Source organism: Bacillus sp. M13(2017), from assembly GCF_002218325.1.
Classification (GTDB): domain Bacteria; phylum Bacillota; class Bacilli; order Bacillales; family Bacillaceae_G; genus Bacillus_A; species Bacillus_A thuringiensis_K.
Genome location: NZ_KZ268500.1, coordinates 961,113 through 987,552 on the forward strand (window position 1 = coordinate 961,113; position 26,440 = coordinate 987,552).

The window sequence follows — 26,440 nt, forward strand, 5'->3', positions numbered from 1 at the left end:
AACGACCGCGGGGGAACGCGGTCGTTTTTTATATTATTGTTAAAAATTCAAGTAAAGTTCCATCAATATTAAAGAAAATCATATTACAATCTCCTTAACTACTTAGTGCTTTCTGCAAGCTTATATCCTCTTACAAACAATAGAGTCACATAAGAAACAATAAATGAGAAAATGCTATACATGCCGACCCAAAAGAAAAATTTTGGAGTAAAGGCGATAACACCTATTATTAAAAAACTAGCAAACGTTACAATCGGCATTACGTAATACGTTTTCGTTTTGCGTGTTCCAATAACAGATACGATAAAGATAAATAATGGACAAATTAATAAGACGAAAATCAATTCATTCATAGGTATGTCCCCTTTTCTAATTGCAGTAATCTGTTTCTCGTAAACGTTTTGAAATAATTACTCTCCTAATATAATTTCGCTAAGTAATAACGAATCCCTCTTGAAAACTGATAATTCATGATGAATTGTACAAGCAAAAAACGTAAGCAAGAGAACACTTGCTTACGTTATAGGATAAACATCGCAACGATCGTGGTGACAATTAAACCGATAACAACCGGTAAAAAGTTTCGGCGTGCAAGTTCAAATGGATCGACTTTACAAATCGCAGCAGCAGGAATAAGTGCCCAAGGAATTAACGTCCCGCCCCCGGTCCATATAGCTGCAATTTGCCCGAGTGCTGTTAATGTAGCTGTTCCATGGCCAAGTGCTGTTCCAAAAAGATTGGCAATGGAACCAGCAAGTGATATACCTGAAAAACCTGATCCATCTAAGCCGGTAATGACACCAACGATGGTTAATGTCCCTGCCGATACATATTGATTTAAAGGAACAGTTTGAGATAAAGCGATGCCTAAGTCGTTAATGATTCCGTGTGAACCTTTCGGTAAATAGTCCCCGATAATTTTCACAAAGCCACTATCTCCTAAATAAAAGAGTGCAGCGATAGGAATAACTGGTCCGAAAATTTTAAAGCCAAATTGGAGCCCTTCTATGAAATAATCGGTCGTTTTATTCAGTCCATTACCTTTGTAGGCGATGAGAGAAATGATGATAATCATAATAACAGTTGTTCCGCCGATAAGTGCAGTTGCGTCGCTTCCTTGTAGTTGAAATTGAATCATGCAAAGGATATCAATGATATATACGATAGGGATACAAATAGCGAGCCATTTCTTTGTGCGAGGAGATAATGAAGTGAGCGTTTTAGAAGACTCAGTTGATAGAATAGATTCTTGTATAGCTAAGCCTGTATGAAACTCTTTTCGTAAGAAGAAAAAAGCGACGGAAGTTGTCACAACGCCCATAACGATAACGAGTGGAACACTTGCAGATACGACGCTGGAAACAGGGAGACCAGCAGCGTCTGCGGTTAATTTTGGTGCGCCTTGTATAACGAAGTCGCCGGATAAAGCAATCCCATGACCGAATAAGTTCATAGCAATTGCTACTCCAATTGGGGGGAGACCGACGCGTACAGCAACCGGTAATAAAATAGCTCCCATTAAGGCGACAGCGGGAGAAGGCCAAAAGAAGAAAGAAATTGTCATCATCAAAAGGCCAATAATCCAGTAGGCGAGGGTAGGGGTACGGATCATCTTTGTAAATGGTGAAATCATTGTATCATTTATACCGGTATGAACGAGTAAATTGCTCATGGATACAATAATAGAAATGATTAATATAGTTGGTAATAGCTCAGTAATGGCGTAAATAAAACTTTGAAAAATGCCGCTAACGGCAAGAGGGATAGAACTTGTAGCAGTTAATGCTAATAAAAAGATAAAAACGATACAAATAATTGTAGTATCTTTCCGGAGAATAAAAAAGGTAATAATAGTGAGTAAACAAATAACATAGAGAGCGTGTAATAGCGTTAATTCAACTCCCATAACATTCACATCCTTTAGGCATTCGTGTAGTTTATTGTATGAAAGTAGTGAAAGTATGTGAGTATAGGAAAAAGAAAAAGTAAAATTTCATGTACTGTAATGGTAAGGACGATAAATGGATTTTACAATGCAATTAATCCTAAAAATGGAATTTAAGGAGGGGTATGCGCAAAAAAATTGGATTTTTGGGATTCGTTATATCTTGTAGTCTATTAATCATTTTAAAACTGTTTACAAACTATGAATGGATAAGTATCATACCTGTTTTCGGGTTTGTATTTATACTTTTATATAACTGGAATGACATAAAACAACATAGTAAGAAAAGAATTGGAATTATGATAGGTATCATTGTTGTTTGTTCATTTGTCGCAGGGTTTATTTTGATAGAAGGGCAGAAACAAATGGAGAAAATGTCTATTTTTCAAGAATGGATGTCTTCTGTAAAAGGTCTTTATATTGTAATTGAGTTGTTATTCTTCTAAGAATTGTTATAAATATAGCAAGTTGCAGAGTAAAGGAGAAGTAGAATGGGGGAGTACGAATGAGAGAGAGAATAGGATATTATGGTGTGCTCGTTTGTTTACTATTATCAGTTATTTCAGGGCAATTTCTTAAAAGTGGATGGGTACCAGTTATATTATGTATTGGCGTATTGATTTTTGCTCCTATGTATCGCTGGAATGAATGGAAAGCATATAGTCGAAAAAGAAAATGGTTTTCAGTATCGAGTTTATCATTATAATTAGTATGATCCCATTTTTATTATTAAAAGGAAATGAGATAATAGATGGAATTGTAATGTTTCAAGGATGGTTATTTATTGCGAAATTACTATATTTAATTTGCATTTTAATGTTGGTAGCGATAGTCACTAAAAAATTAAACGAAAAGTTATTCGTTAATGAATAAAAGAAAATGCCACCTTATTCGGTGGCATTTCCTCATTTTACTGCATGAGCTTTTTGCATCTTTTTAATTAAACGAATTTGTCCACGATGATTGATTTCATCTTCAAAAACGTGAAACCACTTAAAATAGTTATTTGCTGGTTTGTCATACCAAAAGTCTGTCGTTTTAAATAACCATTCATCAGGTAACGATTGAAAAGTCTCGATTGTTTTGGAACGTACTTCTTGTAATGTATTGATGTAAAATTTTATAGATTTTCCTTTTATTTTCTCGCGTCCAAGGTTCCCTAACTCAATAGCAGGTAACCAATGTTCTAATTCAGCTTCCGTCGGTTCACGGTCTTCAAAGGTATGAATTTGGTAGTAAAATTCAATAGCAGCCATATGGTACAATAACATACCAATTGAATTTGCGTCCTTATCATATAAATAATCAAGTTCTTCAATTGTTAAACTTTCCACTGCTTGCATTGTTGTATAGCGAGCGTAATTCATCATGGAAACAAGATTTGAAAATTCAGGCTGTAACCCATCTATCTTATCAATTACAAAATTCAATTTAAATTCCCCCTCTTAAACGATGACTCCAGAGAAAGAATTCTATGTGCAATGAAAAACTCCTTTAAAAAAGGTCGTGATTTCAACAAGGAATAACAATTAGTTCTCGATTTGATTTTGTAATAACTTCATATCCATCTTTTGTAATGACGATATCGTCTTCAATTCTACAACCGCCCCAGTTCGGAATGTAAATACCAGGTTCAACGGTAACAACCATACCTTCTTCTAAAGTAGCCGTACTTTCTTGAGATAAGCGAAGAGGTTCATGTATTTCTAACCCAAGACCATGACCAGTAGAGTGTCCAAAATATTGACCATATCCACAATCTGTAATGTATTTTCTTGTTACATCATCGATACTTTTCGCAGTTTCTCCAGGCTTAATCGCTTCAGTCCCACGTTTTAACGCTTCTCGTACAACATTGTATATTTTTTTGAATTCTTCCGATGGTTCCCCTATTGCTACAGTACGTGTTATATCGGAACAATATCCGTCGTAAAGTGCACCGAAGTCTAATGTAACGATATCCCCTCGTTCAATTATTTTATTTGATGCAACTCCATGGGGAAGTGAAGAACGAACGCCTGAGGCTACAATGATTTGGAATGAAGAAGATGTAGCCCCTTTTTTTCGCATGAAAAATTCTAATTCATCTCGAACGTCAATCTCGCTTATTCCAGGCTTTAGAAATGTAACAATATGGTGAAATGCTTGATCAGCGATCGTAGCTGCGATTTTCATTGTTTCTATTTCAGATGTGTCTTTAATAAGGCGAATATTTTCAATGATCTCACACACTGGAACCATTTTTGTATGTATATATTTTTGTAGTTTCTTAAATTGTTGCAAAGTCATATTATTGTCTTCTATACCAAGTTTTTGAATGTTTAATTTTGATACTTGTTTTGCAACTTCTTCTTCTAAATTTCCTTTATGCATAATAATTTCTGCTGCTTTTATTTCCTTTTTTGCTTGATCTACGTAACGGAAATCGGTAATAAAAATAGCTTTATGTGCAGAAATTAAGACAACGCCTGCGCTACCTGTAAAGCTTGTTGCGTATTGACGGTTTTCTTTCTTTGTAATAAGTAACCCGTCGATTCCGTAATTATGTAGTTGTTTTTGGATGTTAGTTATTCTTATATTCATTTTAATTCCTCCTTTTTACATTAATAAAGCAAGAATTGTGCCAATATATTTATTTAGAATAAAAGAGAAGAGGGTAGCTGTGTGTCAAAAAAACTAGACGGATGTAAAATAAATATATATATAATTTTTACAGTAAGTTTTTATGTGAATGAACAATAATGTAAACTTGCAAACAAAATCTTTTTAATTTAAATATTATATTTTTTGTATAAATAAATTAAAAAATTGGTATAATAAGGGATTGTTACGTTTTTTTGTAGGTAAAGAGATGTAACGAAAAAATTGGGTTAAGGAATGTGAATGTATGAAGAAATTAAGTAAAGTAATGTCATTTTGTTTGGCCGCTAGTATGCTTGTTATAACGGGGTGTGAAACAAGTGAAAACAAAGTTCAAGTGAATAAAATGATTGAACAGCTTGATGAAGCGCCAGAAGTGACAGAAAAAGAAGCAAAAAAGATTGTAAGAAAGAGTGTAGATGGAATAGCAAACGCGTTTAGTGAGATGGAAAAAGAAAATGGATGGAGCCGAAATAATCCTGGGGATTTAGAGACAGTTAAAAAAGGAGTTAAGGGATTAGTTTCAAAAAAGTTTGTAGAGAATCAGCTTCCTGAATTGCTTAATAACTTTAATAGATCGAGAGAGACTGATATGTTACCATTCCCAAATTATTTTCAATCTGAAATAAGATTTTCTTCTTCACAAGATAAAGAAAATTTAACGGTACATACATTAAGTTTAGAAGATGAAATAGGTCATGCGGCCCAAGAATGGGAATTTCATTTGGTGTATAAAGAAGGGGAATGGTTAATGGATAAATGGTCATTCGTTTTTCCTGAAGATTTAAAACTTACAAAAGAAGAAGCAAATAGAATTTTACAAATGCCAGACGATAAGAATGTGTCATTTGTAAGTGAAGAAAATAGTGGCGATAAGAAATATATATTCAAAGATAGTAACGGATTAATTACTGTAAATGCGAAAACATCTCTTATTTCATACAATGTAGATGAAAATAGGTATGAAAAAGTAACGAAAGAAAGAAATATTCAAGAAACAGAACAAGTACAGAGAAAGGATTCCAGTGCGTATACAGGCTCAAAAGACGAGAAACAATCGCAAAAAGAATCTTCTTCAAAGATAGATAGAGCAAATGTTTTAAGCGAATTAGCTGCTATAGATAAACAAGAAAAACATACGAATGCTATGTCAACCAATGATATAGTAAATGAAATAGAAGGAAATTATGAACTGTGGGATAATAAACTAAATGAAATTTACAGTACATTAAAAAGTATGATGTCAGCTGATGCGTTCCAGTCGTTAAAAACGAAACAAATTGCGTGGGTTAAAGAAAAAGAAAGTAAAGTTAAAGCAATTGGTACTGATACAAATAACGGAACGATGAGGCGTATCGAAGCCTCAGAAGAGAAATATAAGATGACAAAAGCAAGGTGTTATGAATTAGTAAATGGGTATATGAATTAGTGTGAATGAATATAAAAAATGCGTTGCTTATAAGCAACGCATTTTTTTATTTACGCTTTTAATTTCATTACAATATCAGCATCTGGTGTTACATATACGGTTTGCTGATTGTCGTACGTAACAAAACCAAGTTTTGCACCACTCGGTTTTTTGACATGGCGTATTTTGGTGAAATCAACAGGTACAGAGCTAGACTCTTTCGCTTTACTGTAATAGGCAGCAATTTTGGCAGCTTCTAGCAAAGTTTCTTCAGCAGGCTCTAAAGAACGAATGACAACGTGAGAGCCAGGTATGTCTTTCGTATGTAACCAAATTTCATCACGGCGGGCAAACTTCGTTGTTAAATAATCATTTTGTTTATTGTTTTTACCAACGAAAATCTCTGTGCCATCACTTGCTACATATTTATCTAATACTGGTTTAGTAGGCTTTTTCTTTGCGTTTTTCGTTTTACGATTGCGCACATAACCTTCTTCAGCTAATTCCTCACGAATTTCTTCAATATCTTTTGAAGAAGCAGCTTCCATTTGTTGAAGTAAGCTATCAAAATAAAGAATTTCTTCATTTGTTTTTTCGATTTGTTCTTCTACAACAACAACTGAATTTTTTGCTTTTTGATACTTTTGGAAATAGCGTTGTGCATTTTCAGATGGTGTTTTTAAAGGATCTAATGTGATTTTTACAGTTCCACCATTCTCATCGTAATAATTAACGACCTCAATATCTTTATCGCCCTTTTTTAAAGCGTACATATTGGCTGTAAGTAGCTCTCCAAATAGTTGATATTTATCTGCTTTTCCGGCATCTTGCAGTGTTTTTTCGAGTTTAATGAGTTTTTTCTCGTTTTTGTTTTTTTCGTTTTGCATAAAGCGTTCTAAATCATGAGCTTGTTGTTTTACACGATCACGTTCTGCTTTGCCAAAGAAGAAACGATCTAACAATTCGCTCACTGATGAGAATGTTTTTTCTTCTCCTTGCAAGTGTGTAAGAGGGAAAAGATAAAAGAATTCTTTTCCATTTGCAGTAATCATTGTAGGTGTATATGCATGAGATAGTAATGGTGTTTGTATAGAGAAAAATGCTTCTGATAATGCTTTCTCGTTTACCATACCGGCTTTCTTTACTATTTCTTTTGCAAATAATGGGGATATTCCCATGAAAGCACCGACGAGTTGTTTATCCATATTTCCAGATAGAAAGTCTAGCGGTCTAATAAAATCATCTGCGGTTTCAATTTGCAGAGGATTGATTTTATGTTGGGCTGGTGGCGCGACGTACTCAGCACCAGCATATACAGTTCGGTGACGGTTTACGGCTAATGAAACGTGTTTTAAGCTATCTAAAATCACGTTTGTTTTCGTATCTAATAAGATAATGTTACTATGTCGTCCCATTATTTCAATTACTAATGTTTTTAATGATTCGTCTCCGATTTCATTACGACTGCGAACTGTAATTTGAATAATGCGTTCTAAGTCGATTTGTTCAATTTTTTCAATAAATCCACCTTCTAAATGTTTGCGAAGAAGCATACAGAACATCGGCGGTATTGCTGGCGAATCGTAGTTTTGATTCGTTAAGTGCATACGCGCATATGTAGGATGAGATGAAAGAATTAGTTTTTGGTTCTTTCCATTCGCTCGAATATGTAATAAAATCTCGTATTTTGAAGGTTGATATATTTTGGAAATTCTTCCTGTGTAAAGAGAATTTTCAATTTCATGTGTAATCGCTCTTGTAAATAATCCATCGAATGCCATAAATGAACACTCCTTTCTAACTAAATGTTAATTATAGCATTTTTTTGGACGAGGCTGAATAAGCTTTCAATAGAGTATGTCTGGAATCAGGAGGTCGATAGCAGGATGAACTGGTATGGAATGCGAGCACATGAAGTGGAAGAAAGAACGAATACGAATGTAAAGGTTGGACTTACAGAGAAAGAAGCAGAAGGGCGAGTAAAGAAATTTGGTACTAATGAATTAGAAGAAGCAAAAAGGCCTTCTGCACTAATGGTATTTTTAGCACAGTTTAAAGATTTCATGGTACTCGTTTTGTTTGGAGCAACAATTGTTTCTGCGTTTTTAGGTGAATACATTGATTCTATTGCTATTGTTGCCATTGTTATTATCAATGGTATTCTCGGCTTTTTTCAAGAAAGAAAAGCTGAAAAATCATTGGAAGCTTTAAAGGAACTAGCCGCTCCGCAAGTTACTGTAATGCGGAATGGAAAGTGGGTAAAAGCACCATCTAAAGCACTTGTTTTAGGGGATATTATTAAGTTTTCCAGTGGTGATCGTATTGGGGCTGATGTGCGTCTTGTTGAGGCATCAAGTTTATATATTGAAGAGTCTGCTTTGACAGGGGAGTCCGTACCTGTACAAAAGAAGGTAGAAGCATTGCAAGGGCAAGATGTTGCAATTGGGGATCAAAAAAATATGGCTTTTATGGGGACAATGATTACGCGAGGATCTGGTACAGGAGTTGTTGTAGCAACTGGTATGAATACAGCGATGGGGCAAATTGCAAATATGTTGCAAAATGCAGAGCAAATGGAAACGCCACTGCAAAGAAGGTTAGAACAGCTCGGAAAAATATTAATTATTGTAGCTCTTATTTTGACAGCGCTCGTTGTATTGGCTGGTGTGTATCAAGGGAATGAAGTATATCATATGTTTTTAGCTGGCGTATCGCTAGCTGTTGCGGCTATTCCAGAAGGATTGCCAGCAATTGTTACAGTAGCTTTATCACTTGGTGTACAGCGTATGATAAAAAAGAGAGCAATTGTAAGGAAGTTACCGGCCGTAGAAACGTTAGGCTGCGCTTCTGTTATATGCTCTGATAAAACGGGAACAATGACGCAAAACAAAATGATGGTAACACATATGTGGTCAGGCGGAGAATTGTGGAAAGTGACAGGGCAAGGATATGAACCTAATGGCTCTTTTATGAAAGGTGAAAAAGAAGTGAATCCAGCTAAGACAAAATCACTTTATCAGCTACTTACATTTGGTTCACTATGTAACAATGCAAATATTATTCAAAAGAAAAAGGCGTACGTATTAGATGGAGATCCAACAGAGGGAGCGCTTGTAGCTGCAGCAATGAAAGCTGGGATAACACGTGAGGCGTTGAAAGGGAAATTTGAAATTATTCGTGAATTTCCCTTTGATTCAACTCGAAAAATGATGAGTGTTATTGTACGAGATCGAGAGGGGAAAAAGTTTATTGTTACGAAAGGAGCACCTGATGTTCTTTTGCAAATGAGTCAAACAATCTTATGGGGGGATAAGCAGCAGCCGTTAAGTGAGCTATATAGAAAAGAAGTACAGGCGGCTATTCATAGCTTAGGTAGTCAAGCGCTTCGAACAATTGCAGTTGCGTTTAAGCCTTTAAAAGTCACGGATTCTATTGAACATGAAAGAGACGTTGAAAAAGATTTTATGTTGGTTGGGATACAAGGTATGATTGACCCGCCAAGGCCAGAAGTGGCGCAGGCGGTAAAAGAGTGTAAAGAAGCTGGTATTCGAACAGTAATGATTACAGGTGATCATAAAGTGACAGCAATGGCGATTGCTGAACAATTAGGAGTTTTACCACCAGATGGACGCGTTGTTGAAGGCGTAGAACTCGCGAATATGGATGTGGAGGAATTAGAAAATGTTGTAGAAGATACGTATGTATTCGCTCGTGTATCACCTGAACATAAATTAAAAATTGTTAAGGCACTGCAAAATCAAGGACATATAGTAGCGATGACAGGTGATGGAGTGAACGATGCTCCAGCGATAAAAACAGCGGATATTGGGATAGCGATGGGAATTACAGGGACAGATGTTGCGAAAGAAGCCTCTTCACTTGTTTTACTAGACGATAATTTTGCTACAATTAAATCAGCAATTAAAGAAGGAAGAAATATATATGAGAACATACGTAAGTTCATTCGCTACTTATTGGCGTCAAATGTTGGAGAAATTTTAGTTATGTTATTTGCGATGTTACTTGCATTACCACTGCCGATGGTTCCTATTCAAATTTTATGGGTGAACTTAGTTACTGATGGTTTACCAGCGATGGCATTAGGTTTGGATAAGGCTGAAGGAGATGTGATGAAGAGAACACCGCGCCACCCGAAAGAAGGGGTATTTGCTAGAGGGCTTGCGTGGAAAATAATAAGTCGAGGTTTTTTAATTGGGGCAGTGACGTTAGTAGCGTTCATTATTGCGTATAACCAACATCCAAATGAACTGAAATATGCACAAACTGTAGCGTTTGCGACGTTGGTACTTGCTCAGCTTATTCATGTATTTGATTGTCGCAGTGAGCATTCTGTCTTTCACCGTAATCCATTTGGGAACGTGTATTTAGTAGGGGCGGTTATTATTTCGTTACTACTCATGCTAGTGGTTATATATTATCCACCGTTACAACCGATCTTTAGCACAATGCCGATACAAGCAAGAGATTGGTTATTAATTGGAGGTTTGTCATCAATTCCGACTTTCTTACTAGTAGGCTCTTTATTAACAGGGAAAAAGGCTAAGAAGAAAAAGTCGATGTTATATAAGAAGGGATTAAACTTGAAATAGTCAATGTTATGAAAATGTGATATAATTTACAGAAGGTAGTAGAGCCTTGTCTCTATTACCTTTTTCATTGAGTTATTTTATGGCTTGGATGTGATAAAAATGATTTCTAGTATGACAGGGTTTGGAAGATCGAAAGTAGAAAGTGATACTTTTCAAATTACAGTAGAAATGAAATCGGTGAACCACCGTTTTTTAGAGATGAGTATTCGACTTCCTAAGCAAATGATGGTATTTGAGGACAAAATTCGTAAAATAATTGCACAGCAAGTTCGACGTGGACGCATTGAAGTGTCTATTAGTATAGCGGGTGAAGGACTTGTTGAAAGAAAATTAAGTGTGAATTGGTCACTTCTTGAGCAGTACCAATCGATGATGGAAGATATAAAAGGGAAATTTCAATTACAAGATTCTATTACACTTCAGCAATTAATGGCAATGCCAGAAGTAACAGCAATTGAAGAAATAGAAAATGTAAATGAACATTTTGAGAACAGTTTATATGAGGCTGTTCGTCAAGCTGCTCATATGTTGAAAACGATGAGAGATGGCGAAGGAGAACGATTACATAAAGATATAGCGTATCGTTTACAAGAGATTAGCAATTGTGTAAATGCAATTATTCCACATGCACCAATTGTTACACAAAAATATCGTGAACGATTAGAAAATCGCTTAAAAGAATTACATAATCAAGATCTAGATGAACAAAGATTGCTAACAGAAGTCGCAATCTTTGCAGAGCGTTGTGATATTCATGAAGAGTTAGTTCGTTTGCAAAGTCATTTAGAGCAATTTCGTGAAACACTGCAGATTGAAGAGCCTGTTGGAAGGAAAATGGATTTCATCGTGCAAGAGATGCATAGAGAAATTAATACGATTGGTTCTAAGGCAAATGACTTAACAATTTCAAAATATGTTGTAGAAATGAAAAATAACCTTGAAAAAATTCGTGAACAAGTACAAAATATTGAGTAGCTTTCAAAAAATATGTAAAGTTATACGTGGTGGAGAAATCGGATAGACTTACTAGGAGGCGCAAACTATGGCCATGCGGTTTTTAAATATTGGATACGGAAATATTGTATCTGCTCATCGAATTATTGCTATTGTAAGTCCGGAGTCAGCTCCTATTAAACGAACAGTACAGGAAGCACGCGAACATAATGCTTTGCTTGATGCTACGTATGGGAGAAAAACAAGGGCGGTTATTGTTATGGATGATGGGCATGTTGTATTAAGTCCAATTCAACCAGAGACGATTGCACATCGTTTGAATAATAAAGAAGATTTAAGTGAGGAAGGGTAGGTTTTACATATTTATGAGAAGTAGAAGAGGATTGCTCATCGTTCTTTCAGGGCCTTCTGGGGTTGGAAAAGGGACGGTTCGTAAAGAGCTGTTTAGCCATGAGGATACACGTTTTCAGTACTCTATTTCAGTAACGACACGTAAGCCGCGTGAAGGTGAAGTAGATGGTGTGGATTATTTCTTTAAAGAAAGAGAAGAATTCGAGGAAATGATTCGTAATGAAAAATTACTTGAGTGGGCTGAGTTCGTAGGTAATTATTACGGAACACCGATTGACTATGTTGAAAAAACATTACAAGAAGGAAAAGATGTATTCTTAGAAATTGAAGTGCAAGGAGCAATTCAAGTTAAGAAAGCTTTCCCAGAAGGTGTATTTATTTTCTTAGCACCTCCAAGTTTATCTGAACTAAAGAGCCGTATTGTCGGACGTGGTACAGAGACTGAAGATGTTATTGAAAATCGTTTAACTGTAGCGAAAGAAGAAATCGAGATGATGGACGCTTACGACTATGTAGTAGAAAACGATCAAGTTGAATTAGCTTGTGATAGAATTAAAGCCATTGTGGTTGGCGAACATTGCCGCCGCGAAAGGGTAGCAAAATATTATAAAGAAATGACGGAGGGTCTATAATTATGTTAAATCCATCAATTGACTCATTACTACAAAAAATCGATTCTAAGTACACATTAGTAACAGTAGCTGCAAAACGCGCACGTGAAATGCAACTTGCTAATAACTGTGTTGTAGAAAAACCTGTTTCTCATAAATGTGTAGGTAAAGCATTAGAAGAAATCGATGCAGAAGCATTAAGCTACGTACCAAGTGAAGATAAAGTAGCTGAATAAGCCTTTGCCTTCGACAAAATAAAACATAGACTTTATAATTTTCTATGTAACGGTAACAACCTATTTACAAGTAGGTTGTTATTTTTTTACGAAAGGAATGAAATATTGGTACTGACGAGCTGAGAATTCTATTTCAGTATTATAAGTTTGAAAAAGAAAGAGGACGAGTCATATGCTAAAAGGGAAAAAGATACTTCTATGTGTAACAGGAGGCATTGCGGTTTTTAAAGCAGCTGCGTTAACAAGTAAATTGACACAATCTGGCGCGATTGTAAAAGTAATGATGAGTGAGTCGGCAATGAAGTTTGTTACGCCTCTTACATTCCAAGCGCTTTCTCGCCATGATGTATATACGGATACATTTGATGAGAAAGACTCAGCTGTTATCGCTCATATTGATTTAGCAGATTGGGCGGATGTTGTACTTGTCGCACCTGCTACTGCCAATTGTATTGGAAAGTTAGCTAGTGGTATTGCAGATGATATGATTACAACTACTTTGTTAGCTACTACAGCTCCGGTATGGATTGCGCCTGCTATGAATGTGCATATGTATGAAAATAAAATTGTTCAAAAAAATATGATGACATTGAAAACGCTAGGATATACATTTATTGAGCCTGGGGAAGGCTTTTTAGCATGTGGATATGTAGCGAAGGGACGACTAGAAGAACCTGAAGCAATTATTGCACGTTTAGAGGAAGCTTTCTCAGAACACAAACCATTGCAGGGAAAAAGAATATTAATAACTGCTGGCCCGACACGTGAAAAGGTTGATCCAGTTCGCTTTATGACGAATTTTTCTTCTGGAAAAATGGGGTATGCGATTGCGGAAGTGGCAGCGAATTTAGGCGCTGATGTTATACTCATTTCAGGACCGACAGCATTAAATCCACCGTTACATGTAACGACAGTGCAAGTGGAATCTGCACAAGATATGTTAGAAGCAGTTCTTCAACATTATCAAAACGTAGACGTTGTCATTAAAACAGCAGCAGTTGCAGATTATCGGCCGAAATATGTTCATGATAATAAAATGAAAAAGCAAAATGGTGATGCTGTCATTGAACTCGAAAGAACGGTGGATATTTTAAAAACGTTAGGTCAGAAAAAGAATAAACAGTTACTTATCGGTTTTGCTGCTGAAACGACAAATGTAGAGGAATATGCAACGAAAAAATTACGTGAGAAGAATGCAGATATGATTGTCGCGAATGATGTAAAAGCACAAGGAGCAGGATTTGGCACGGATACGAATATTGTAACAATGTATAGAAAAGATGGAAAAGTTATTGAGTTGCCACTTTTAATGAAAAAAGAGGTAGCTCGTGAAATATTGAAGCAAATTGAAATGATGTTAGAAGATGATCGTTTATGAAATTTGCAAGTGTAATTGTTGATGTACCTGCCCGTCAGACAGATCGACCATTTGATTACATTATCCCTAAAAAATGGGAAGATATTGTACAGACAGGAATGCGTGTAGTAGTTCCGTTTGGGCCAAGGAAATTGCAAGGTTTTATTATTGGGATTAAAGATTCGGTGGATGTAGAAAGTAAGAAGTTAAAGACAATCCATGAAATATTAGATGTAACACCGGTTTTAAATGATGAATTATTAAAGCTTGGATATTGGCTTACAAGTGAAACGTTATGCTACATGATTTCAGCTTTTCAAGTGATGCTTCCAACTGCGATAAAAGCAACATATAAAAAACGTCTACAACTTTGTAAACAGGCAGAACTAGCACCTGAAATACTATATTTATTTCAGGATAAAGAAGCAATTGATTTTGAAGTAATCGAGCAACAGCCACATTTATACCGGACTATTCAACAAGAAATTAAAAATGGTACGGTTGAAGTCGTTTATCAAGTGAAAGATAAGGTACAAAAGAAGAAGCAAAGAGTCGTACAACCGGAGTTGCCAGAAGATAAATTAGAATTAGCAGCATTTGAACTAAAAAGTAAAAAACAACAAGATGTACTTTATTATTTTGTGGAAAATTATAAAAGTGCACCGTTGAAAGTAATTACAGAAGAGTTACAAATAACAGATGCTCCAATAAAAGCACTTGTTAAAAAGGGATTCATTTCAGAAAAGTATGTGGAAGTATACCGAAATCCGTATGACGATGATGATTTTGAACAAACGAAACCATTTCCACTTACGGAGGAACAAAAACAAGTTATTACACCGATTTTATCATCAATTACAAATGAAACTTATAATCCATTTTTACTATATGGTGTTACAGGAAGTGGAAAGACAGAAGTATATTTACAATCTATAGCAGCAGTGCTAGAGAAAGGAAAAGAAGCTATCGTTCTTGTTCCTGAAATTGCACTAACGCCCCAAATGGTGGATCGTTTTAAAGGTAGGTTTGGCTCGCAAGTTGCAGTTCTTCATAGTGCGTTGTCTGTTGGAGAAAAGTATGACGAGTGGCGTAAGATTTTAAGAAAAGAAGTGAAAGTTGTAGTTGGTGCGCGTTCAGCTGTTTTTGCGCCTTTTGAGAATTTAGGGATTATTATTATTGATGAAGAGCATGAATCAAGCTACAAACAAGAAGATAATCCGAGGTATCATGCAAGAGATGTAGCTGTCTGGAGAGGGCAATATCATAAATGTCCTATCGTTCTCGGTAGTGCGACACCAACACTTGAATCGTTTGCAAGGGCGAAAAAGGGTGTTTATGAACTATTAACAATGGAAAAACGTATGAATGAACAAGCTTTACCAACGGTAGAGATTGTTGACATGCGAGAAGAACTTCGTGACGGGAATCGATCAATGTTTTCTAAGGCGCTGCATGAAAAAATAGCAGATCGATTAGAAAAGAAAGAACAAATGGTACTCTTTTTAAATAGAAGAGGTCATTCAACATTTGTAATGTGCCGTGATTGTGGATATGTTGTCCAATGTCCGCATTGTGATATTTCATTGACATATCATAAAATGAATCATCGTTTAAAATGTCATTACTGTAGTTACGAAGAGAATATGCCAACTGAGTGTCCAGCTTGTCAAAGTACATACATTCGTTTCTTTGGTACAGGTACACAAAAGGTAGAAGAAGAAATTACAAAACTATTTCCAGAGGCACGAGTCATTCGAATGGATGTAGATACGACAAGTCGAAAAGGAATGCATGAAAAATTATTAAAGGCGTTCGGGGAAGAAAAAGCAGATATATTACTCGGAACACAAATGATTGCTAAAGGATTAGATTTTCCGAAAGTAACGCTCGTTGGGGTTTTAACTGCAGATACGATGCTTCACTTACCTGATTTTCGGGCGAGTGAAAAGACATACCAGTTATTGACTCAAGTAAGTGGACGAGCGGGTAGACATGAATTGCCAGGGGAAGTTGTGATTCAAACGTATACGCCAGAACATTACAGTATAGAGTTAGCGAAGAACCAACAATATGATGTGTTTTTTGATCAAGAAATGCAAATGAGACGAACAAGACAATATCCCCCATATTACTATGTTGTACTCGTAACTGTATCTCATCCTGAATTATTAAAAGCGGTACAAGTGACGGAAAAAATTGCCTCGTATTTACGAACGCATTGCTCACAGCAAACAATGGTGCTAGGACCAGTTGCTCCAGCAATTCCAAGGATAAAAGATAGATATCGTTATCAATGCATGATAAAATACAAACGGGAACCAAACTTAAAGAACGTGCTCAAAATGGTAAATGAACATTATCAAGCAGAAATGCAAAAAGAGCTACAAATCTCAATTGATTTTAATCCAACAATGTTAATGTAGCGGAGGGAAATATGGCAGTTTTAGAAATAGTAAAGCATCCAAATGAAGTGTTAGAAACACCATGCGAAAGAGTAATTAACTTTGATAAAAAGTTAGTGAAATTGTTGAAAGATATGCATGAAACAATGTTAATTGCGGACGGAGTCGGTTTAGCTGCGCCTCAAGTAGGTGTAAGCTTGCAAGTAGCGATTGTTGATGTCGATGATGATACTGGGAAAATCGAGTTAATCAATCCATCAATATTAGAAAAACGTGGTGAACAAGTAGGTCCCGAAGGCTGTTTAAGCTTCCCGGGACTTTATGGTGAAGTAGAACGTGCCGATTATATTAAAGTAAGAGCGCAAAATCGCCGTGGGAAAGTATTCTTATTAGAAGCGGAAGGATTTTTAGCGCGTGCAATTCAACATGAAATCGATCATTTACACGGTGTTTTATTTACATCGAAAGTGACAAGATATTATGAAGAAAACGAACTAGAATAGGTGTTAAAAGGAGCGGTTTTTAAATGATAAAAGTAGTATTTATGGGAACACCGGACTTTTCAGTGCCGGTGCTTCGTCGTCTTATTGAAGATGGCTATGAGGTAGTAGGTGTTGTGACGCAACCTGATCGTCCAGTAGGTAGAAAAAAAGTATTAACCCCTACACCTGTTAAAGTTGAAGCGGAAAAACATGGTATCCCTGTGTTACAGCCGTTAAAAATTCGTGAAAAAGATGAATATGAAAAAGTATTGGCGTTAGAGCCAGATTTAATTGTAACAGCTGCATTTGGTCAGATTGTACCAAATGAAATTTTAGAAGCACCGAAGTATGGATGTATTAATGTCCACGCTTCTTTACTTCCTGAACTTCGTGGTGGTGCACCAATTCATTATGCAATTATGGAAGGTAAAGAAAAAACAGGTATTACAATTATGTATATGGTAGAAAAATTGGATGCTGGTGATATCTTAACGCAAGTGGAAGTGGAAATTGAAGAGCGTGAAACGACAGGCTCATTATTTGATAAATTAAGTGAAGCAGGAGCACACCTTCTATCTAAAACAGTGCCTTTATTAATTCAAGGTAAGTTAGAACCGATTAAACAAAACGAAGAAGAAGTAACGTTTGCGTACAATATAAAACGTGAGCAAGAGAAAATTGATTGGACAAAAACAGGTGAAGAAGTATACAATCACATTCGCGGATTGAATCCATGGCCAGTTGCTTATACAACTTTAGCAGGACAAGTTGTTAAAGTATGGTGGGGAGAAAAAGTACCTGTAACGAAATCAGCTGAAGCAGGTACGATTGTTGCAATCGAAGAAGATGGTTTTGTTGTAGCAACAGGTAATGAAACAGGTGTTAAAATTACCGAATTGCAACCTTCTGGTAAAAAGCGTATGAGTTGTTCACAATTTTTACGTGGAACAAAACCTGAAATTGGAACGAAGTTAGGAGAAAATGCATGAGACAAAATGTTCGTGAATTAGCTCTTGATGGTTTAATTCAAGTAGAAAAAAGTGGTGCATACAGTAACTTACTTTTAAATAATCTAATTGAAAAGAGTACAATTGATAGAAAAGATATTGGTTTATTAACTGAAATTGTATATGGAACGATTCAACGTCGTGACACATTAGATTATTATTTACAGCCTTTTTTAAAAAAGAAGGTTGAGGCGTGGGTAAGAGTATTGCTTCGCTTATCTTTATATCAAATGATTTATTTAGACCGAGTGCCAGAAAGAGCGGCTATTCATGAAGCGGTTGAGATTGCAAAGCGTCGCGGGCATAAGGGGATTGCTGGTATGGTGAACGGTGTATTACGTTCGATTCAGAGAGAAGGTGTACCTTCTGTAGATGAAATCAAGGATCCAGTAGAACGTCTTGCAATTACAACAAGTCATCCAGTTTGGCTTGTCCAAGAGTGGACTTCAGAATATGGTTTAGAAACTGCAGAAAAAATGTGCGAAGTAAACATGTTACCACCTGTACCAACAGCACGTGTGAATGTTGATAAGGTAACGGTAGAAGAAGCGATTGAGTTGTTGGCAAGTGAAGGTATAGAAGCAAAACGTGGTGACTTGTCAGATGATGCAATTCAGATTGAAAGAGGTAATGTAGCACATACAGAAGCATTTAAAAAAGGATTTCTTTCTATTCAAGATGAAAGTTCTATGCTTGTAGCACGTGCTTTAGAACCGAATACGGGAGATGCAGTTCTTGATAGTTGTGCTGCTCCAGGCGGAAAAACAACGCATATCGCCGAACGATTAAAGGGAACTGGTAAGGTCATGTCCCTTGATTTACATGCACACAAAGTACGTTTAATTAAACAGCAAGCAGAGCGACTGGGTCTAGAAAATGTCGAAACTAAAGCGCTAGATGCTAGAAAAGTGCAAGAGCACTTTGCAAATGAAACGTTTGATAAAATATTGGTAGATGCACCGTGTTCTGGATTTGGTGTAATTAGACGTAAACCTGATATTAAGTTAGGAAAAGATAAAGGCGATAGTGAAAGATTATCGACGATTCAAATTGCAATACTAGAAAAAATAGCACCATTATTAAAGCAAGGCGGTCGTCTTGTTTATAGTACGTGCACAATTGAGAAAATAGAAAATGAACAAGTAATAGAGAAGTTTTTACAAGAACATCCTGAATTTGAATGGGATACTACGCTAAAAGAGCGTATGCCAGAAAAATTAACTCCGTATATTGATGAAGGTCAAGTACAAATTTTGCCGCATTATTTTGCAACGGATGGCTTTTATATTGCTTGTTTAAGGAAGAAGGTGTAGCATCATGGAAACGACTGTAAGAAAACAAAAGAAAAATTTAGAAACGAAGAAACCATCAATTTACTCTTTACAACTTCATGAAATGCAAGATTGGTTAAAGGAACAAGGAGAACCGAAGTTCCGTGCTGGACAAATTTTTGACTGGTTATATAAAAAACGTGTAAAAAATTATGAGGATATGTCAAACCTTTCTAAAGGATTGCGTGATAAATTGTCGAATTCCTTTGATATTACTACTTTAAACACGTTAGTAAAACAAACGTCTTCGGATGGAACAATTAAATTCTTATTCCAATTATATGACGGATATTCTATTGAAACGGTATTAATGCGACACGAATATGGAAATTCCATTTGTGTAACAACGCAAGTTGGTTGTCGTATTGGGTGTACGTTCTGTGCTTCGACACTTGGTGGATTAAAGCGAAACCTAGAAGCTGGAGAAATTGTAGCGCAAGTAGTAGAAGTTCAGCGTGCGCTTGATGAAACAGAAGAACGTGTAAGTTCTCTTGTTGTTATGGGAATTGGAGAACCATTTGATAACTACGATAATTTAATGGGATTCTTACGCATCATTAACCATGAAAAAGGACTTCATATTGGTGCGAGACATATGACTGTTTCGACGAGTGGAATTATCCCGAAAATTTATAAGTTTGCTGAAGAAGATCTACAAATTAATTTTGCGATTTCATTGCATGCTCCAAACTCAGAATTACGTTCAAAATTAATGCCGATTAACCGTGCTTATAAATTACCAGATTTAATGGAAGCTATTAAATACTATGTAAATAGAACAGGGCGTCGTATTACTTTTGAATATGGATTATTTGGAGGAGAAAATGACCAAGTAGAGCATGCTGAAGAGCTTGCTGCGCTCTTAAAAGGTGTAAAATGTCATGTGAACTTGATTCCGGTAAACTACGTACCTGAACGTGATTATGTACGTACGCCACGTGAACAAATTTTCTTGTTCGAGAAAACGTTAAAAGATCGTGGAGTGAATGTAACGATTCGCCGTGAACAAGGTCATGATATTGATGCAGCCTGCGGTCAGTTGCGTGCGAAGGAGCGCAAAGAAGAGACGAGGTGACGAGATGAAAGCCGTATTTCTATCGGATAAAGGAAAAGTTCGTCAACATAATGAAGATAGTGCAGGAGTTTTTCACAATTTAGATGGAAATGTATTAGCGGTAGTAGCAGATGGAATGGGAGGTCATCGAGCTGGTGATGTAGCTAGCTCGATGGCCATTCAATTATTCCATGATTATTGGAAGCAAACACATAATATGAATGAGCCGAAAAAAGTAGAACAATGGTTACATACTAGTGTTGGGATTATTAATGAGCGTATATATGAATACGCTCAGCAAAATGCGGAATGTAATGGTATGGGAACAACGCTTATAATAGCTGTTTGTACACCAAGCTTTGTGACAATAGGGCATATAGGAGATAGTCGTTGCTATATGGTATCAGAAGGAGAAATGACTCTAGTAACGGAAGACCATTCACTTGTAAATGAGCTTGTGAAACATGGTGAAATTTCGAAGGAAGACGCAGAGTATCATCCGAAAAAGAATGTGTTATTAAGAGCATTAGGAACAGAAGAAAAAGTTGGGTTAGATGTTAAAACGTTGGTGATTGAGGAAGATGATCAATTACTTCTTTGCTCTGATGGGTTATCAAACAAAGTTTCTATTGATGATATGCGACAAATTTTACAGTTAAATGAACAGCTTGAAGGTAAAGGGCAGCAACTCATTCAATTGGCAAATGATCGCGGTGGAGAAGATAATATCACACTTGTTCTTATTGATTATGCGGGTTCGACAAACGAAAGTAGGTGAAGTGCAACGTGCTGATTGGAAAACGCTTAAATGACCGTTATAAGCTGCTGAAAATGATTGGTGGTGGCGGAATGGCCAATGTATATTTAGCTCATGATGATATACTTGGCCGAGATGTAGCGGTAAAAATATTAAGACTCGACTACTCAAATAACGAAGAGTTTATTAAACGTTTCCATCGAGAAGCGCAGTCTGTTACAACGTTGTCGCATCCAAATATTGTGAATATGTATGATGTCGGAGAAGAAGATGGTATATACTATCTTGTCATGGAATATGTACCAGGGCAAACATTGAAGCAATACATAATTGAGCGAGGGATGTTACCTATAGGAGAAGCTCTTGATATTATGGAGCAGTTAACATCCGCTATGGCACATGCCCATCATTTTGAAATTGTGCATCGTGATATAAAGCCGCACAATATTTTAATTCGAGCTGATGGAATAATAAAAGTAACAGATTTTGGAATTGCGACAGCTACAAGTGCGACAACAATTACACATACAAATTCAGTGCTCGGTTCAGTCCATTATTTATCACCAGAACAGGCACGTGGCGGGATAGCAAATAAACAATCAGATATCTATTCTCTGGGGATAGTTATGTTTGAATTGTTAACAGGAAGACAACCGTTTTCTGGCGAATCTGCTGTTGCTATAGCTTTAAAACATTTACAAAGTGAAATCCCATCACCAAAAAGATGGAATGAAAATATTCCGCAAAGTGTTGAAAATATTATATTAAAAGCAACTGCAAAAGATCCGTTCCATCGATATCAATCTGCCAATGCGATGAAGCGAGATATTGAAACTGCGCTATATCCAGAGAGGATAAATGAGCAACCATTTTACATACCAGAAGATATGGAAGCGACGAAAGCGATTCCGATTATTCAACAAGAACAATTATTTGAAAATGTAAGTGATGAAACAATTGTTTTAAAAGGGAGTAAGGTGGAAGAACCGGTAAGAGCAGAAGCAGCTAAGTTAGATAAGAAGAAAAAACGGAGTAACAAGTGGCTTAAAGTTTTAATTTCAACATTTTTATTTTTAGCAATAGGAATAACATTAGCGCTTACGGTTATTCCAGGATTATTTATTCCGAAAGATGTGAAAGTTCCTGATGTGGCTGGTATGAAATACACGACAGCTGTAAATACATTAGTAGAAAAGGGCTTTGAGGTGACGGAGCCTAATATTGTATATACAGATGATGTTGAAGTTGGGGATGTAATAAAAACGGACCCTGTAGCAGGAAGAGTCGTAAAAGAAAACGCTAAAATTACTATCTATCAATCAGGTGGAAAAAAGAAAAGTAAGATGGCGAATTTCACAGGGCAAAACTTTGAGAGTGTAAAAGCTGAGTTAGAAGAAAAATATAAACAAGTTACAGTAAATTATATTGAAAATGATAAGCCGAAAGGTGAAATTGTAGAGCAAATTCCGACGCCTGATCAAATGGTTATAGAAGCGGAGCAAGAACTGAAAATCTGGGTAAGTAAAGGTCCTTATCAAATTAGACCAGGTGACTTTTCGGGGTGGACTGAAAATAGTGTAACTGGTTATTTGAATGAGAGAAAACTAACGTCAGATATAAAACGAGAGTATTCAGATACAGTCGAAAAAGGACTTGTAATTTCGCAATTTCCAAAACCAGGTACACCATTAAAAGAGGGAGATAAAGTAACTATTATTATCTCTGATGGTCAAAAACCTAAAGTGACTAAAACGGTAAAAGTGGACAATATCTCTATCCTATATGAGCCTGCTGTAACAGGTGAAAAAAAACCGCAAACAATAGAAATTTATAAAGAAGACATGCAGCAAAAAATGGATAGACCGGTTGAAACGAGAACAATTACTGAATCAGCGACTATTTCTTTAGAATTTGTAATTCAAGAAGGTTCAAAGGGACACTATAAAATTGTACGAGATGGAATAACGATTATTGATAAAGAAGTACCATATCCAACTCAATAATAGTGAAAGTCTACTTATTATTATTATTATTATTATTATTATTATTGCCTGTTATGCTGTCTACAAAGTGGACGGTATAGCAGGCAAAAATATATGATTCAAAAAGCTAGTAAAGTGATGCAGCTGTAAATATTTTTTTGCATTTAATGGGAAATTTAATGTATATTAGCGAAAGTATATATGGTAGGTTTTGAAATCTTTATTTGGAAAAATTAAATCCATTCATTTTTAAATTCAGCATCACCTTATACAAAAAAAGGAGAATTCTATGCCAGAAGGAAAAATTATAAAAGCTTTAAGTGGGTTTTATTACGTGCAGCATGAAGAAGGGGTTACGCAATGTCGTGGGCGAGGTGTATTTAGAAAAAATAAAATTACACCACTTGTAGGAGACCAAGTTGTTTTTCAGGCAGATAATCCAACTGAAGGTTATGTGCTTGAAGTGTTTGATCGGAAAAATGAACTTGTTAGACCTCCTATTGCTAATGTCGATCAAGCGATCCTTGTGTTCTCTGCAGTAGAACCAGATTTTAACCCTGGACTGTTAGATCGATTTTTAGTGCTGATTGAATATCATAACATTAAGCCAATTATTTGTATTAGCAAGATGGATTTAGTAGATGAAAAGATGAAAGCAACTGTTGAAGCTTATGCGAATGATTATCGTGAGATGGGTTATGATGTTTTATTTACTTCTATTAATACGTCAGAAAGTATTGATATATTAAAACCATACTTAGAAAATTGTGTTTCTGTCGTTGCGGGTCAATCTGGTGTCGGGAAATCTTCAATGCTTAATGTGCTACGTCCAGAATTAGAGCTGAAAACAAATGATATTTCCTCCCATTTAGGACGCGGGAAGCATACGACAAGACACGTAGAATTAATTGCAATTGGGAGTGGGCTAGTAGCAGATACACCGGGTTTTAGTTCACTAGATTTCATTGATATAGAAGTAGAAGATCTTACATATTGTTTTCCAGAGTTGAAAGAAGCGAGCCAATACTGTAAATTTAGAGGGTGTACACATCTTTCTGAACCGAAATGTGCGGTGAAAGCTGCGGTTGAAGAAGGGAAGATTACAGAATATCGCTATAAGAACTATAAACAATTCGTAGAAGAAATTAGAGAGAGAAAGCCGAGGTATTAGTTATGATTAAAATTGCACCATCGATTTTATCAGCAGATTTTTCAAAATTAGGGGAAGAGATTAAAGATGTAGAAAAGGGCGGAGCGGATTACATTCACGTTGACGTAATGGATGGACATTTCGTACCAAATATTACGATTGGACCGTTAATTGTAGAAGCAATCCGTCCGATTACATCATTACCATTAGATGTACATTTAATGATTGAAAATCCTGATAACTATATCCCGACTTTCGCACAAGCGGGAGCGGATATTATTACTGTTCACGTAGAGGCGTGTCCGCATCTACATCGTACAATTCAGTTAATTAAATCTCATGGCATTAAAGCAGGTGTTGTATTAAATCCACATACGCCAGTTTCAGTGATTGAGCATGTATTAGAAGATATAGATATGGTATTACTTATGACAGTAAACCCTGGATTTGGTGGACAGAAGTTTATCCATTCTGTATTACCGAAAATTAAACAAGTTGCAGACATGGTGAAAGAGCGCAATCTAGAAGTAGAAATTGAAGTTGATGGTGGTGTAAATGCTGAAACAGCAAGACTTTGTGTGGAAGCGGGAGCAAATGTACTTGTAGCTGGGTCAGCAGTATACAATCAAAAAGACCGCGGTGAAGCAATTCGCGTAATTCGTGGGTAGTGATGAACTTTTATCCTAGTAAGGTATTTATAGGATAGGGTAAAAATACGTAAAAAGGCAATCTACCGAATGGCAGATTGCCTTTTTACAATGGAAGGGGAAGAAAAAATGATTATTCATATTTTGGCAGGAGGACCTTCGGAATATTGCGCAGATTTTGCTCGATATGAGAATGAGGAAGTAGTATGGGCAGCGGTTGATAGGGGAGTATACCGTCTATTAAAGAAAGGGATTACACCGGCTGTTGCGTTTGGAGATTACGATTCAGTTACTGAAGAAGAATTAGTATGGATGGGACAGCAAACGAACGAATTACATATTGTTCCGCGAGAAAAAGATCAAACGGATTTAGAAATTGCAATCAACTGGGCATTAGAACAGAAGCCGGCACTAATTCGTATTTTTGGTGCTACCGGTGGAAGGCTTGATCACGGTTTGGCAAATATACAGATGCTTTTAAAAGGATTAGAAGTAGAGATAGAAATGTGTATTGTGGACAATAAAAATGAAATAACAGTTAAAAAAGTGGGTACACATATAATTGAAGAAAATAAAAATTTTCCTTATGTATCTTTTGTACCAGTTACTGAAATAGTGGAAGGGATTACATTGTTTGGTTTTAAGTACCCTCTTACTAATAAAACAATAGAGTGGGGATCAACACTTTGTATTAGTAACGAACTCGTTGAGGAAAAAGGTACTTTTTCATTTACTTCTGGCATATTAATGTTGATAAGAAGCACTGATTGAAGAAACAATTTTGCTCCTTACATCATATAGTGACCAAGTGGAGTAATGGGGATTAGGAGGGAAACCATGAGATTTTATACAATTAAGTTACCTAAATTTCTTGGTGGGATAGTTCGTGCAATGTTAAATACCTTTAAAAAAGATTAAAAAAAGCACCTATCACCGGTGCTTTTTCCATTGTTATAGTAAAAAAAGAGCCTATTGGCTCTTTTTTTTATTATTAAACACGTTCGATTTTGCCAGATTTTAATGCTCTAGCAGAAACGTAAACACGTTGAACTTTTCCGTCGATGCGTACGCGAACTTTTTGAAGGTTAGCGCCCCACTTACGTTTTGTAGCGTTCATTGCGTGAGAACGAGAGTTACCAGAACGAGCTTTTCTTCCAGTAATAGCACAAACACGAGCCATTTATATTTCCCTCCCTTGATACCTTACCATACGTAATTTTTCAATGTTAGTCTTTTATGCGATGCTAAAAACACTACTATAATTTAACACAACTAAAAAGAGAATGCAACACCGTAGAAAAAAGAAATCAAGAAAATTTACTTGACACTATATGTCAATGAAGAAAAGTTGAAATCCATAAAAATTGCTTGACATATTATAGTGGTACATGTTGTATAATAACAATGGACTATTTTGCTCATCATAAAAAAGTGTAATTTAAAACATAAAATATGAGAGTGAAAAGAAAGAACGATGGAATTTTCTTTAAAAAGATTATATGATAGTAACTAAAGT

At 36.1% G+C, this 26,440-nt stretch carries 24 protein-coding genes and 2 pseudogenes; 20 read left to right on the forward strand and 6 right to left on the reverse strand.

The annotated features are described in order from the left end of the window. Positions 1-98 precede the first annotated feature (98 nt). Both CGQ22_RS05610 and CGQ22_RS05615 read right to left on the reverse strand, forming a co-directional pair. Positions 99-353 carry a YbeF family protein gene (locus CGQ22_RS05610; RefSeq protein ID WP_001003920.1) on the reverse strand — a complete coding sequence of 85 codons (255 nt, stop codon included), beginning with the start codon at positions 351-353 and terminating at the stop codon, positions 99-101. A 167-nt stretch (positions 354-520) separates the two neighbouring features. Continuing rightward, positions 521-1,906, reverse strand: coding sequence for a membrane protein (locus CGQ22_RS05615; RefSeq protein WP_000537906.1), 1,386 nt, complete (start codon positions 1,904-1,906; stop codon positions 521-523). Positions 1,907-2,070: 164 nt separating this feature from the next. Between CGQ22_RS05615 and CGQ22_RS05620 the strand changes: the two are divergent. Together CGQ22_RS05620 and CGQ22_RS05625 are read left to right on the forward strand one after the other, a co-directional pair. Further along, positions 2,071-2,435, forward strand: a pseudogene (locus CGQ22_RS05620) (YoqO family protein). A gap of 15 nt (positions 2,436-2,450) precedes the next feature. Further along, a pseudogene (locus CGQ22_RS05625) lies at positions 2,451-2,818 on the forward strand (YoqO family protein). A gap of 32 nt (positions 2,819-2,850) precedes the next feature. Here CGQ22_RS05625 and CGQ22_RS05630 read toward each other — a convergent pair. Together CGQ22_RS05630 and CGQ22_RS05635 are read right to left on the reverse strand one after the other, a co-directional pair. Then, the gene (locus CGQ22_RS05630; RefSeq protein WP_089148362.1) at positions 2,851-3,375 is read right to left on the reverse strand and encodes a DinB family protein; all 525 of its coding nucleotides are present in this window, start codon (positions 3,373-3,375) and stop codon (positions 2,851-2,853) included. An 82-nt stretch (positions 3,376-3,457) separates the two neighbouring features. Then, positions 3,458-4,528 carry a M24 family metallopeptidase gene (locus CGQ22_RS05635; RefSeq protein ID WP_089148363.1) on the reverse strand — a complete coding sequence of 357 codons (1,071 nt, stop codon included), beginning with the start codon at positions 4,526-4,528 and terminating at the stop codon, positions 3,458-3,460. A gap of 304 nt (positions 4,529-4,832) precedes the next feature. Between CGQ22_RS05635 and CGQ22_RS05640 the strand changes: the two genes are divergently transcribed. Then, entirely contained in the window at positions 4,833-6,014 is a 1,182-nt protein-coding gene (locus CGQ22_RS05640) for a lysozyme inhibitor LprI family protein (RefSeq protein ID WP_089148364.1), read from the forward strand. A gap of 50 nt (positions 6,015-6,064) precedes the next feature. Here the strand turns inward: CGQ22_RS05640 and CGQ22_RS05645 are convergent, their stop codons facing one another. Then, the gene (locus CGQ22_RS05645) at positions 6,065-7,774 is read right to left on the reverse strand and encodes an Rqc2 family fibronectin-binding protein (RefSeq protein ID WP_089148365.1); all 1,710 of its coding nucleotides are present in this window, start codon (positions 7,772-7,774) and stop codon (positions 6,065-6,067) included. A 105-nt stretch (positions 7,775-7,879) separates the two neighbouring features. Here CGQ22_RS05645 and CGQ22_RS05650 point away from each other — a divergent pair, with 105 nt between their 5' ends. The 17 genes from CGQ22_RS05650 to spoVM all read left to right on the forward strand — a co-directional run bounded on the left by CGQ22_RS05650 (position 7,880) and on the right by spoVM (position 25,842). After that, positions 7,880-10,603: a calcium-translocating P-type ATPase, SERCA-type gene (locus tag CGQ22_RS05650; protein WP_001104779.1), complete on the forward strand. Its 2,724-nt coding sequence runs from the start codon at positions 7,880-7,882 to the stop codon at positions 10,601-10,603. A gap of 99 nt (positions 10,604-10,702) precedes the next feature. Further along, on the forward strand, positions 10,703-11,578 hold the full coding sequence (locus CGQ22_RS05655; protein WP_000625869.1) for a YicC/YloC family endoribonuclease: 876 nt from the start codon (positions 10,703-10,705) through the stop codon (positions 11,576-11,578). Positions 11,579-11,645: 67 nt separating this feature from the next. Next, the gene (remA, locus tag CGQ22_RS05660) at positions 11,646-11,909 is read left to right on the forward strand and encodes an extracellular matrix/biofilm regulator RemA (protein WP_001251456.1); all 264 of its coding nucleotides are present in this window, start codon (positions 11,646-11,648) and stop codon (positions 11,907-11,909) included. Positions 11,910-11,922: 13 nt separating this feature from the next. After that, positions 11,923-12,540 carry a guanylate kinase gene (gene gmk / locus CGQ22_RS05665; RefSeq protein ID WP_001257741.1) on the forward strand — a complete coding sequence of 206 codons (618 nt, stop codon included), beginning with the start codon at positions 11,923-11,925 and terminating at the stop codon, positions 12,538-12,540. 2 nt (positions 12,541-12,542) lie between these two features. Beyond that, positions 12,543-12,755 (forward strand): DNA-directed RNA polymerase subunit omega, encoded by a 213-nt coding sequence (gene rpoZ, locus CGQ22_RS05670; RefSeq protein WP_000933960.1) that lies wholly within the window; start codon positions 12,543-12,545, stop codon positions 12,753-12,755. Positions 12,756-12,927: 172 nt separating this feature from the next. Then, a complete protein-coding gene (gene coaBC / locus CGQ22_RS05675) occupies positions 12,928-14,133 on the forward strand; it encodes a bifunctional phosphopantothenoylcysteine decarboxylase/phosphopantothenate--cysteine ligase CoaBC (protein ID WP_000911760.1) in 1,206 nt (401 codons plus the stop codon). Then, positions 14,130-16,535 (forward strand): primosomal protein N', encoded by a 2,406-nt coding sequence (gene priA / locus CGQ22_RS05680; protein ID WP_089148366.1) that lies wholly within the window; start codon positions 14,130-14,132, stop codon positions 16,533-16,535. Before coaBC ends, priA begins: the two co-directional genes overlap by 4 nt. An 11-nt stretch (positions 16,536-16,546) precedes the next feature. Further along, entirely contained in the window at positions 16,547-17,017 is a 471-nt protein-coding gene (def, locus tag CGQ22_RS05685) for a peptide deformylase (protein ID WP_000279463.1), read from the forward strand. Positions 17,018-17,040: 23 nt separating this feature from the next. After that, the gene (gene fmt, locus CGQ22_RS05690; protein ID WP_000598806.1) at positions 17,041-17,985 is read left to right on the forward strand and encodes a methionyl-tRNA formyltransferase; all 945 of its coding nucleotides are present in this window, start codon (positions 17,041-17,043) and stop codon (positions 17,983-17,985) included. After that, the gene (rsmB, locus tag CGQ22_RS05695; RefSeq protein WP_001249684.1) at positions 17,982-19,316 is read left to right on the forward strand and encodes a 16S rRNA (cytosine(967)-C(5))-methyltransferase RsmB; all 1,335 of its coding nucleotides are present in this window, start codon (positions 17,982-17,984) and stop codon (positions 19,314-19,316) included. The genes fmt and rsmB overlap by 4 nt, the downstream gene beginning before the upstream one ends. Before the next feature lie 4 nt (positions 19,317-19,320). Next, positions 19,321-20,409 carry a dual-specificity RNA methyltransferase RlmN gene (gene rlmN / locus CGQ22_RS05700; RefSeq protein WP_000450541.1) on the forward strand — a complete coding sequence of 363 codons (1,089 nt, stop codon included), beginning with the start codon at positions 19,321-19,323 and terminating at the stop codon, positions 20,407-20,409. A 4-nt stretch (positions 20,410-20,413) separates the two neighbouring features. Continuing rightward, positions 20,414-21,166 carry a Stp1/IreP family PP2C-type Ser/Thr phosphatase gene (locus CGQ22_RS05705; protein ID WP_000648704.1) on the forward strand — a complete coding sequence of 251 codons (753 nt, stop codon included), beginning with the start codon at positions 20,414-20,416 and terminating at the stop codon, positions 21,164-21,166. An 8-nt stretch (positions 21,167-21,174) separates the two neighbouring features. After that, positions 21,175-23,148, forward strand: coding sequence for a Stk1 family PASTA domain-containing Ser/Thr kinase (gene pknB, locus CGQ22_RS05710; protein ID WP_000904754.1), 1,974 nt, complete (start codon positions 21,175-21,177; stop codon positions 23,146-23,148). Positions 23,149-23,416: 268 nt separating this feature from the next. Beyond that, positions 23,417-24,298, forward strand: a complete 882-nt coding sequence (rsgA, locus tag CGQ22_RS05715) for a ribosome small subunit-dependent GTPase A (RefSeq protein ID WP_001113932.1) — start codon at positions 23,417-23,419, stop codon at positions 24,296-24,298. 2 nt (positions 24,299-24,300) lie between these two features. Further along, positions 24,301-24,945 carry a ribulose-phosphate 3-epimerase gene (gene rpe, locus CGQ22_RS05720; RefSeq protein WP_000589974.1) on the forward strand — a complete coding sequence of 215 codons (645 nt, stop codon included), beginning with the start codon at positions 24,301-24,303 and terminating at the stop codon, positions 24,943-24,945. 69 nt (positions 24,946-25,014) lie between these two features. Continuing rightward, entirely contained in the window at positions 25,015-25,695 is a 681-nt protein-coding gene (locus CGQ22_RS05725) for a thiamine diphosphokinase (protein WP_000752664.1), read from the forward strand. Positions 25,696-25,761: 66 nt separating this feature from the next. Further along, positions 25,762-25,842 (forward strand): stage V sporulation protein SpoVM, encoded by an 81-nt coding sequence (gene spoVM, locus CGQ22_RS05730; protein WP_001213599.1) that lies wholly within the window; start codon positions 25,762-25,764, stop codon positions 25,840-25,842. 73 nt (positions 25,843-25,915) lie between these two features. Here the strand turns inward: spoVM and rpmB are convergent, their stop codons facing one another. After that, a complete protein-coding gene (gene rpmB, locus CGQ22_RS05735) occupies positions 25,916-26,104 on the reverse strand; it encodes a 50S ribosomal protein L28 (protein WP_000124776.1) in 189 nt (62 codons plus the stop codon). Positions 26,105-26,440: the final 336 nt, after the last annotated feature.

Bases quoted from the DNA above. Each gene is read 5' to 3' on its own strand.
- CGQ22_RS05725 (WP_000752664.1), top strand. From the start codon at position 25,015: ATGGCAGATTGCCTTTTTACAATGGAAGGGGAAGAAAAAATGATTATT.
- CGQ22_RS05615 (WP_000537906.1), bottom strand. From the start codon at position 1,906: ATGGGAGTTGAATTAACGCTATTACACGCTCTCTATGTTATTTGTTTA.
- CGQ22_RS05705 (WP_000648704.1), top strand. From the start codon at position 20,414: ATGAAAGCCGTATTTCTATCGGATAAAGGAAAAGTTCGTCAACATAAT.
- CGQ22_RS05640 (WP_089148364.1), top strand. From the start codon at position 4,833: ATGAAGAAATTAAGTAAAGTAATGTCATTTTGTTTGGCCGCTAGTATG.
- CGQ22_RS05610 (WP_001003920.1), bottom strand. From the start codon at position 353: ATGAATGAATTGATTTTCGTCTTATTAATTTGTCCATTATTTATCTTT.
- rpoZ (WP_000933960.1), top strand. From the start codon at position 12,543: ATGTTAAATCCATCAATTGACTCATTACTACAAAAAATCGATTCTAAG.
- rlmN (WP_000450541.1), top strand. From the start codon at position 19,321: ATGGAAACGACTGTAAGAAAACAAAAGAAAAATTTAGAAACGAAGAAA.
- CGQ22_RS05650 (WP_001104779.1), top strand. From the start codon at position 7,880: ATGAACTGGTATGGAATGCGAGCACATGAAGTGGAAGAAAGAACGAAT.
- CGQ22_RS05655 (WP_000625869.1), top strand. From the start codon at position 10,703: ATGATTTCTAGTATGACAGGGTTTGGAAGATCGAAAGTAGAAAGTGAT.
- gmk (WP_001257741.1), top strand. From the start codon at position 11,923: ATGAGAAGTAGAAGAGGATTGCTCATCGTTCTTTCAGGGCCTTCTGGG.
- coaBC (WP_000911760.1), top strand. From the start codon at position 12,928: ATGCTAAAAGGGAAAAAGATACTTCTATGTGTAACAGGAGGCATTGCG.
- spoVM (WP_001213599.1), top strand. From the start codon at position 25,762: ATGAGATTTTATACAATTAAGTTACCTAAATTTCTTGGTGGGATAGTT.
- rsmB (WP_001249684.1), top strand. From the start codon at position 17,982: ATGAGACAAAATGTTCGTGAATTAGCTCTTGATGGTTTAATTCAAGTA.
- rpe (WP_000589974.1), top strand. From the start codon at position 24,301: ATGATTAAAATTGCACCATCGATTTTATCAGCAGATTTTTCAAAATTA.
- rpmB (WP_000124776.1), bottom strand. From the start codon at position 26,104: ATGGCTCGTGTTTGTGCTATTACTGGAAGAAAAGCTCGTTCTGGTAAC.
- CGQ22_RS05645 (WP_089148365.1), bottom strand. From the start codon at position 7,774: ATGGCATTCGATGGATTATTTACAAGAGCGATTACACATGAAATTGAA.
- def (WP_000279463.1), top strand. From the start codon at position 16,547: ATGGCAGTTTTAGAAATAGTAAAGCATCCAAATGAAGTGTTAGAAACA.
- fmt (WP_000598806.1), top strand. From the start codon at position 17,041: ATGATAAAAGTAGTATTTATGGGAACACCGGACTTTTCAGTGCCGGTG.
- CGQ22_RS05635 (WP_089148363.1), bottom strand. From the start codon at position 4,528: ATGAATATAAGAATAACTAACATCCAAAAACAACTACATAATTACGGA.
- rsgA (WP_001113932.1), top strand. From the start codon at position 23,417: ATGCCAGAAGGAAAAATTATAAAAGCTTTAAGTGGGTTTTATTACGTG.
- priA (WP_089148366.1), top strand. From the start codon at position 14,130: ATGAAATTTGCAAGTGTAATTGTTGATGTACCTGCCCGTCAGACAGAT.
- remA (WP_001251456.1), top strand. From the start codon at position 11,646: ATGGCCATGCGGTTTTTAAATATTGGATACGGAAATATTGTATCTGCT.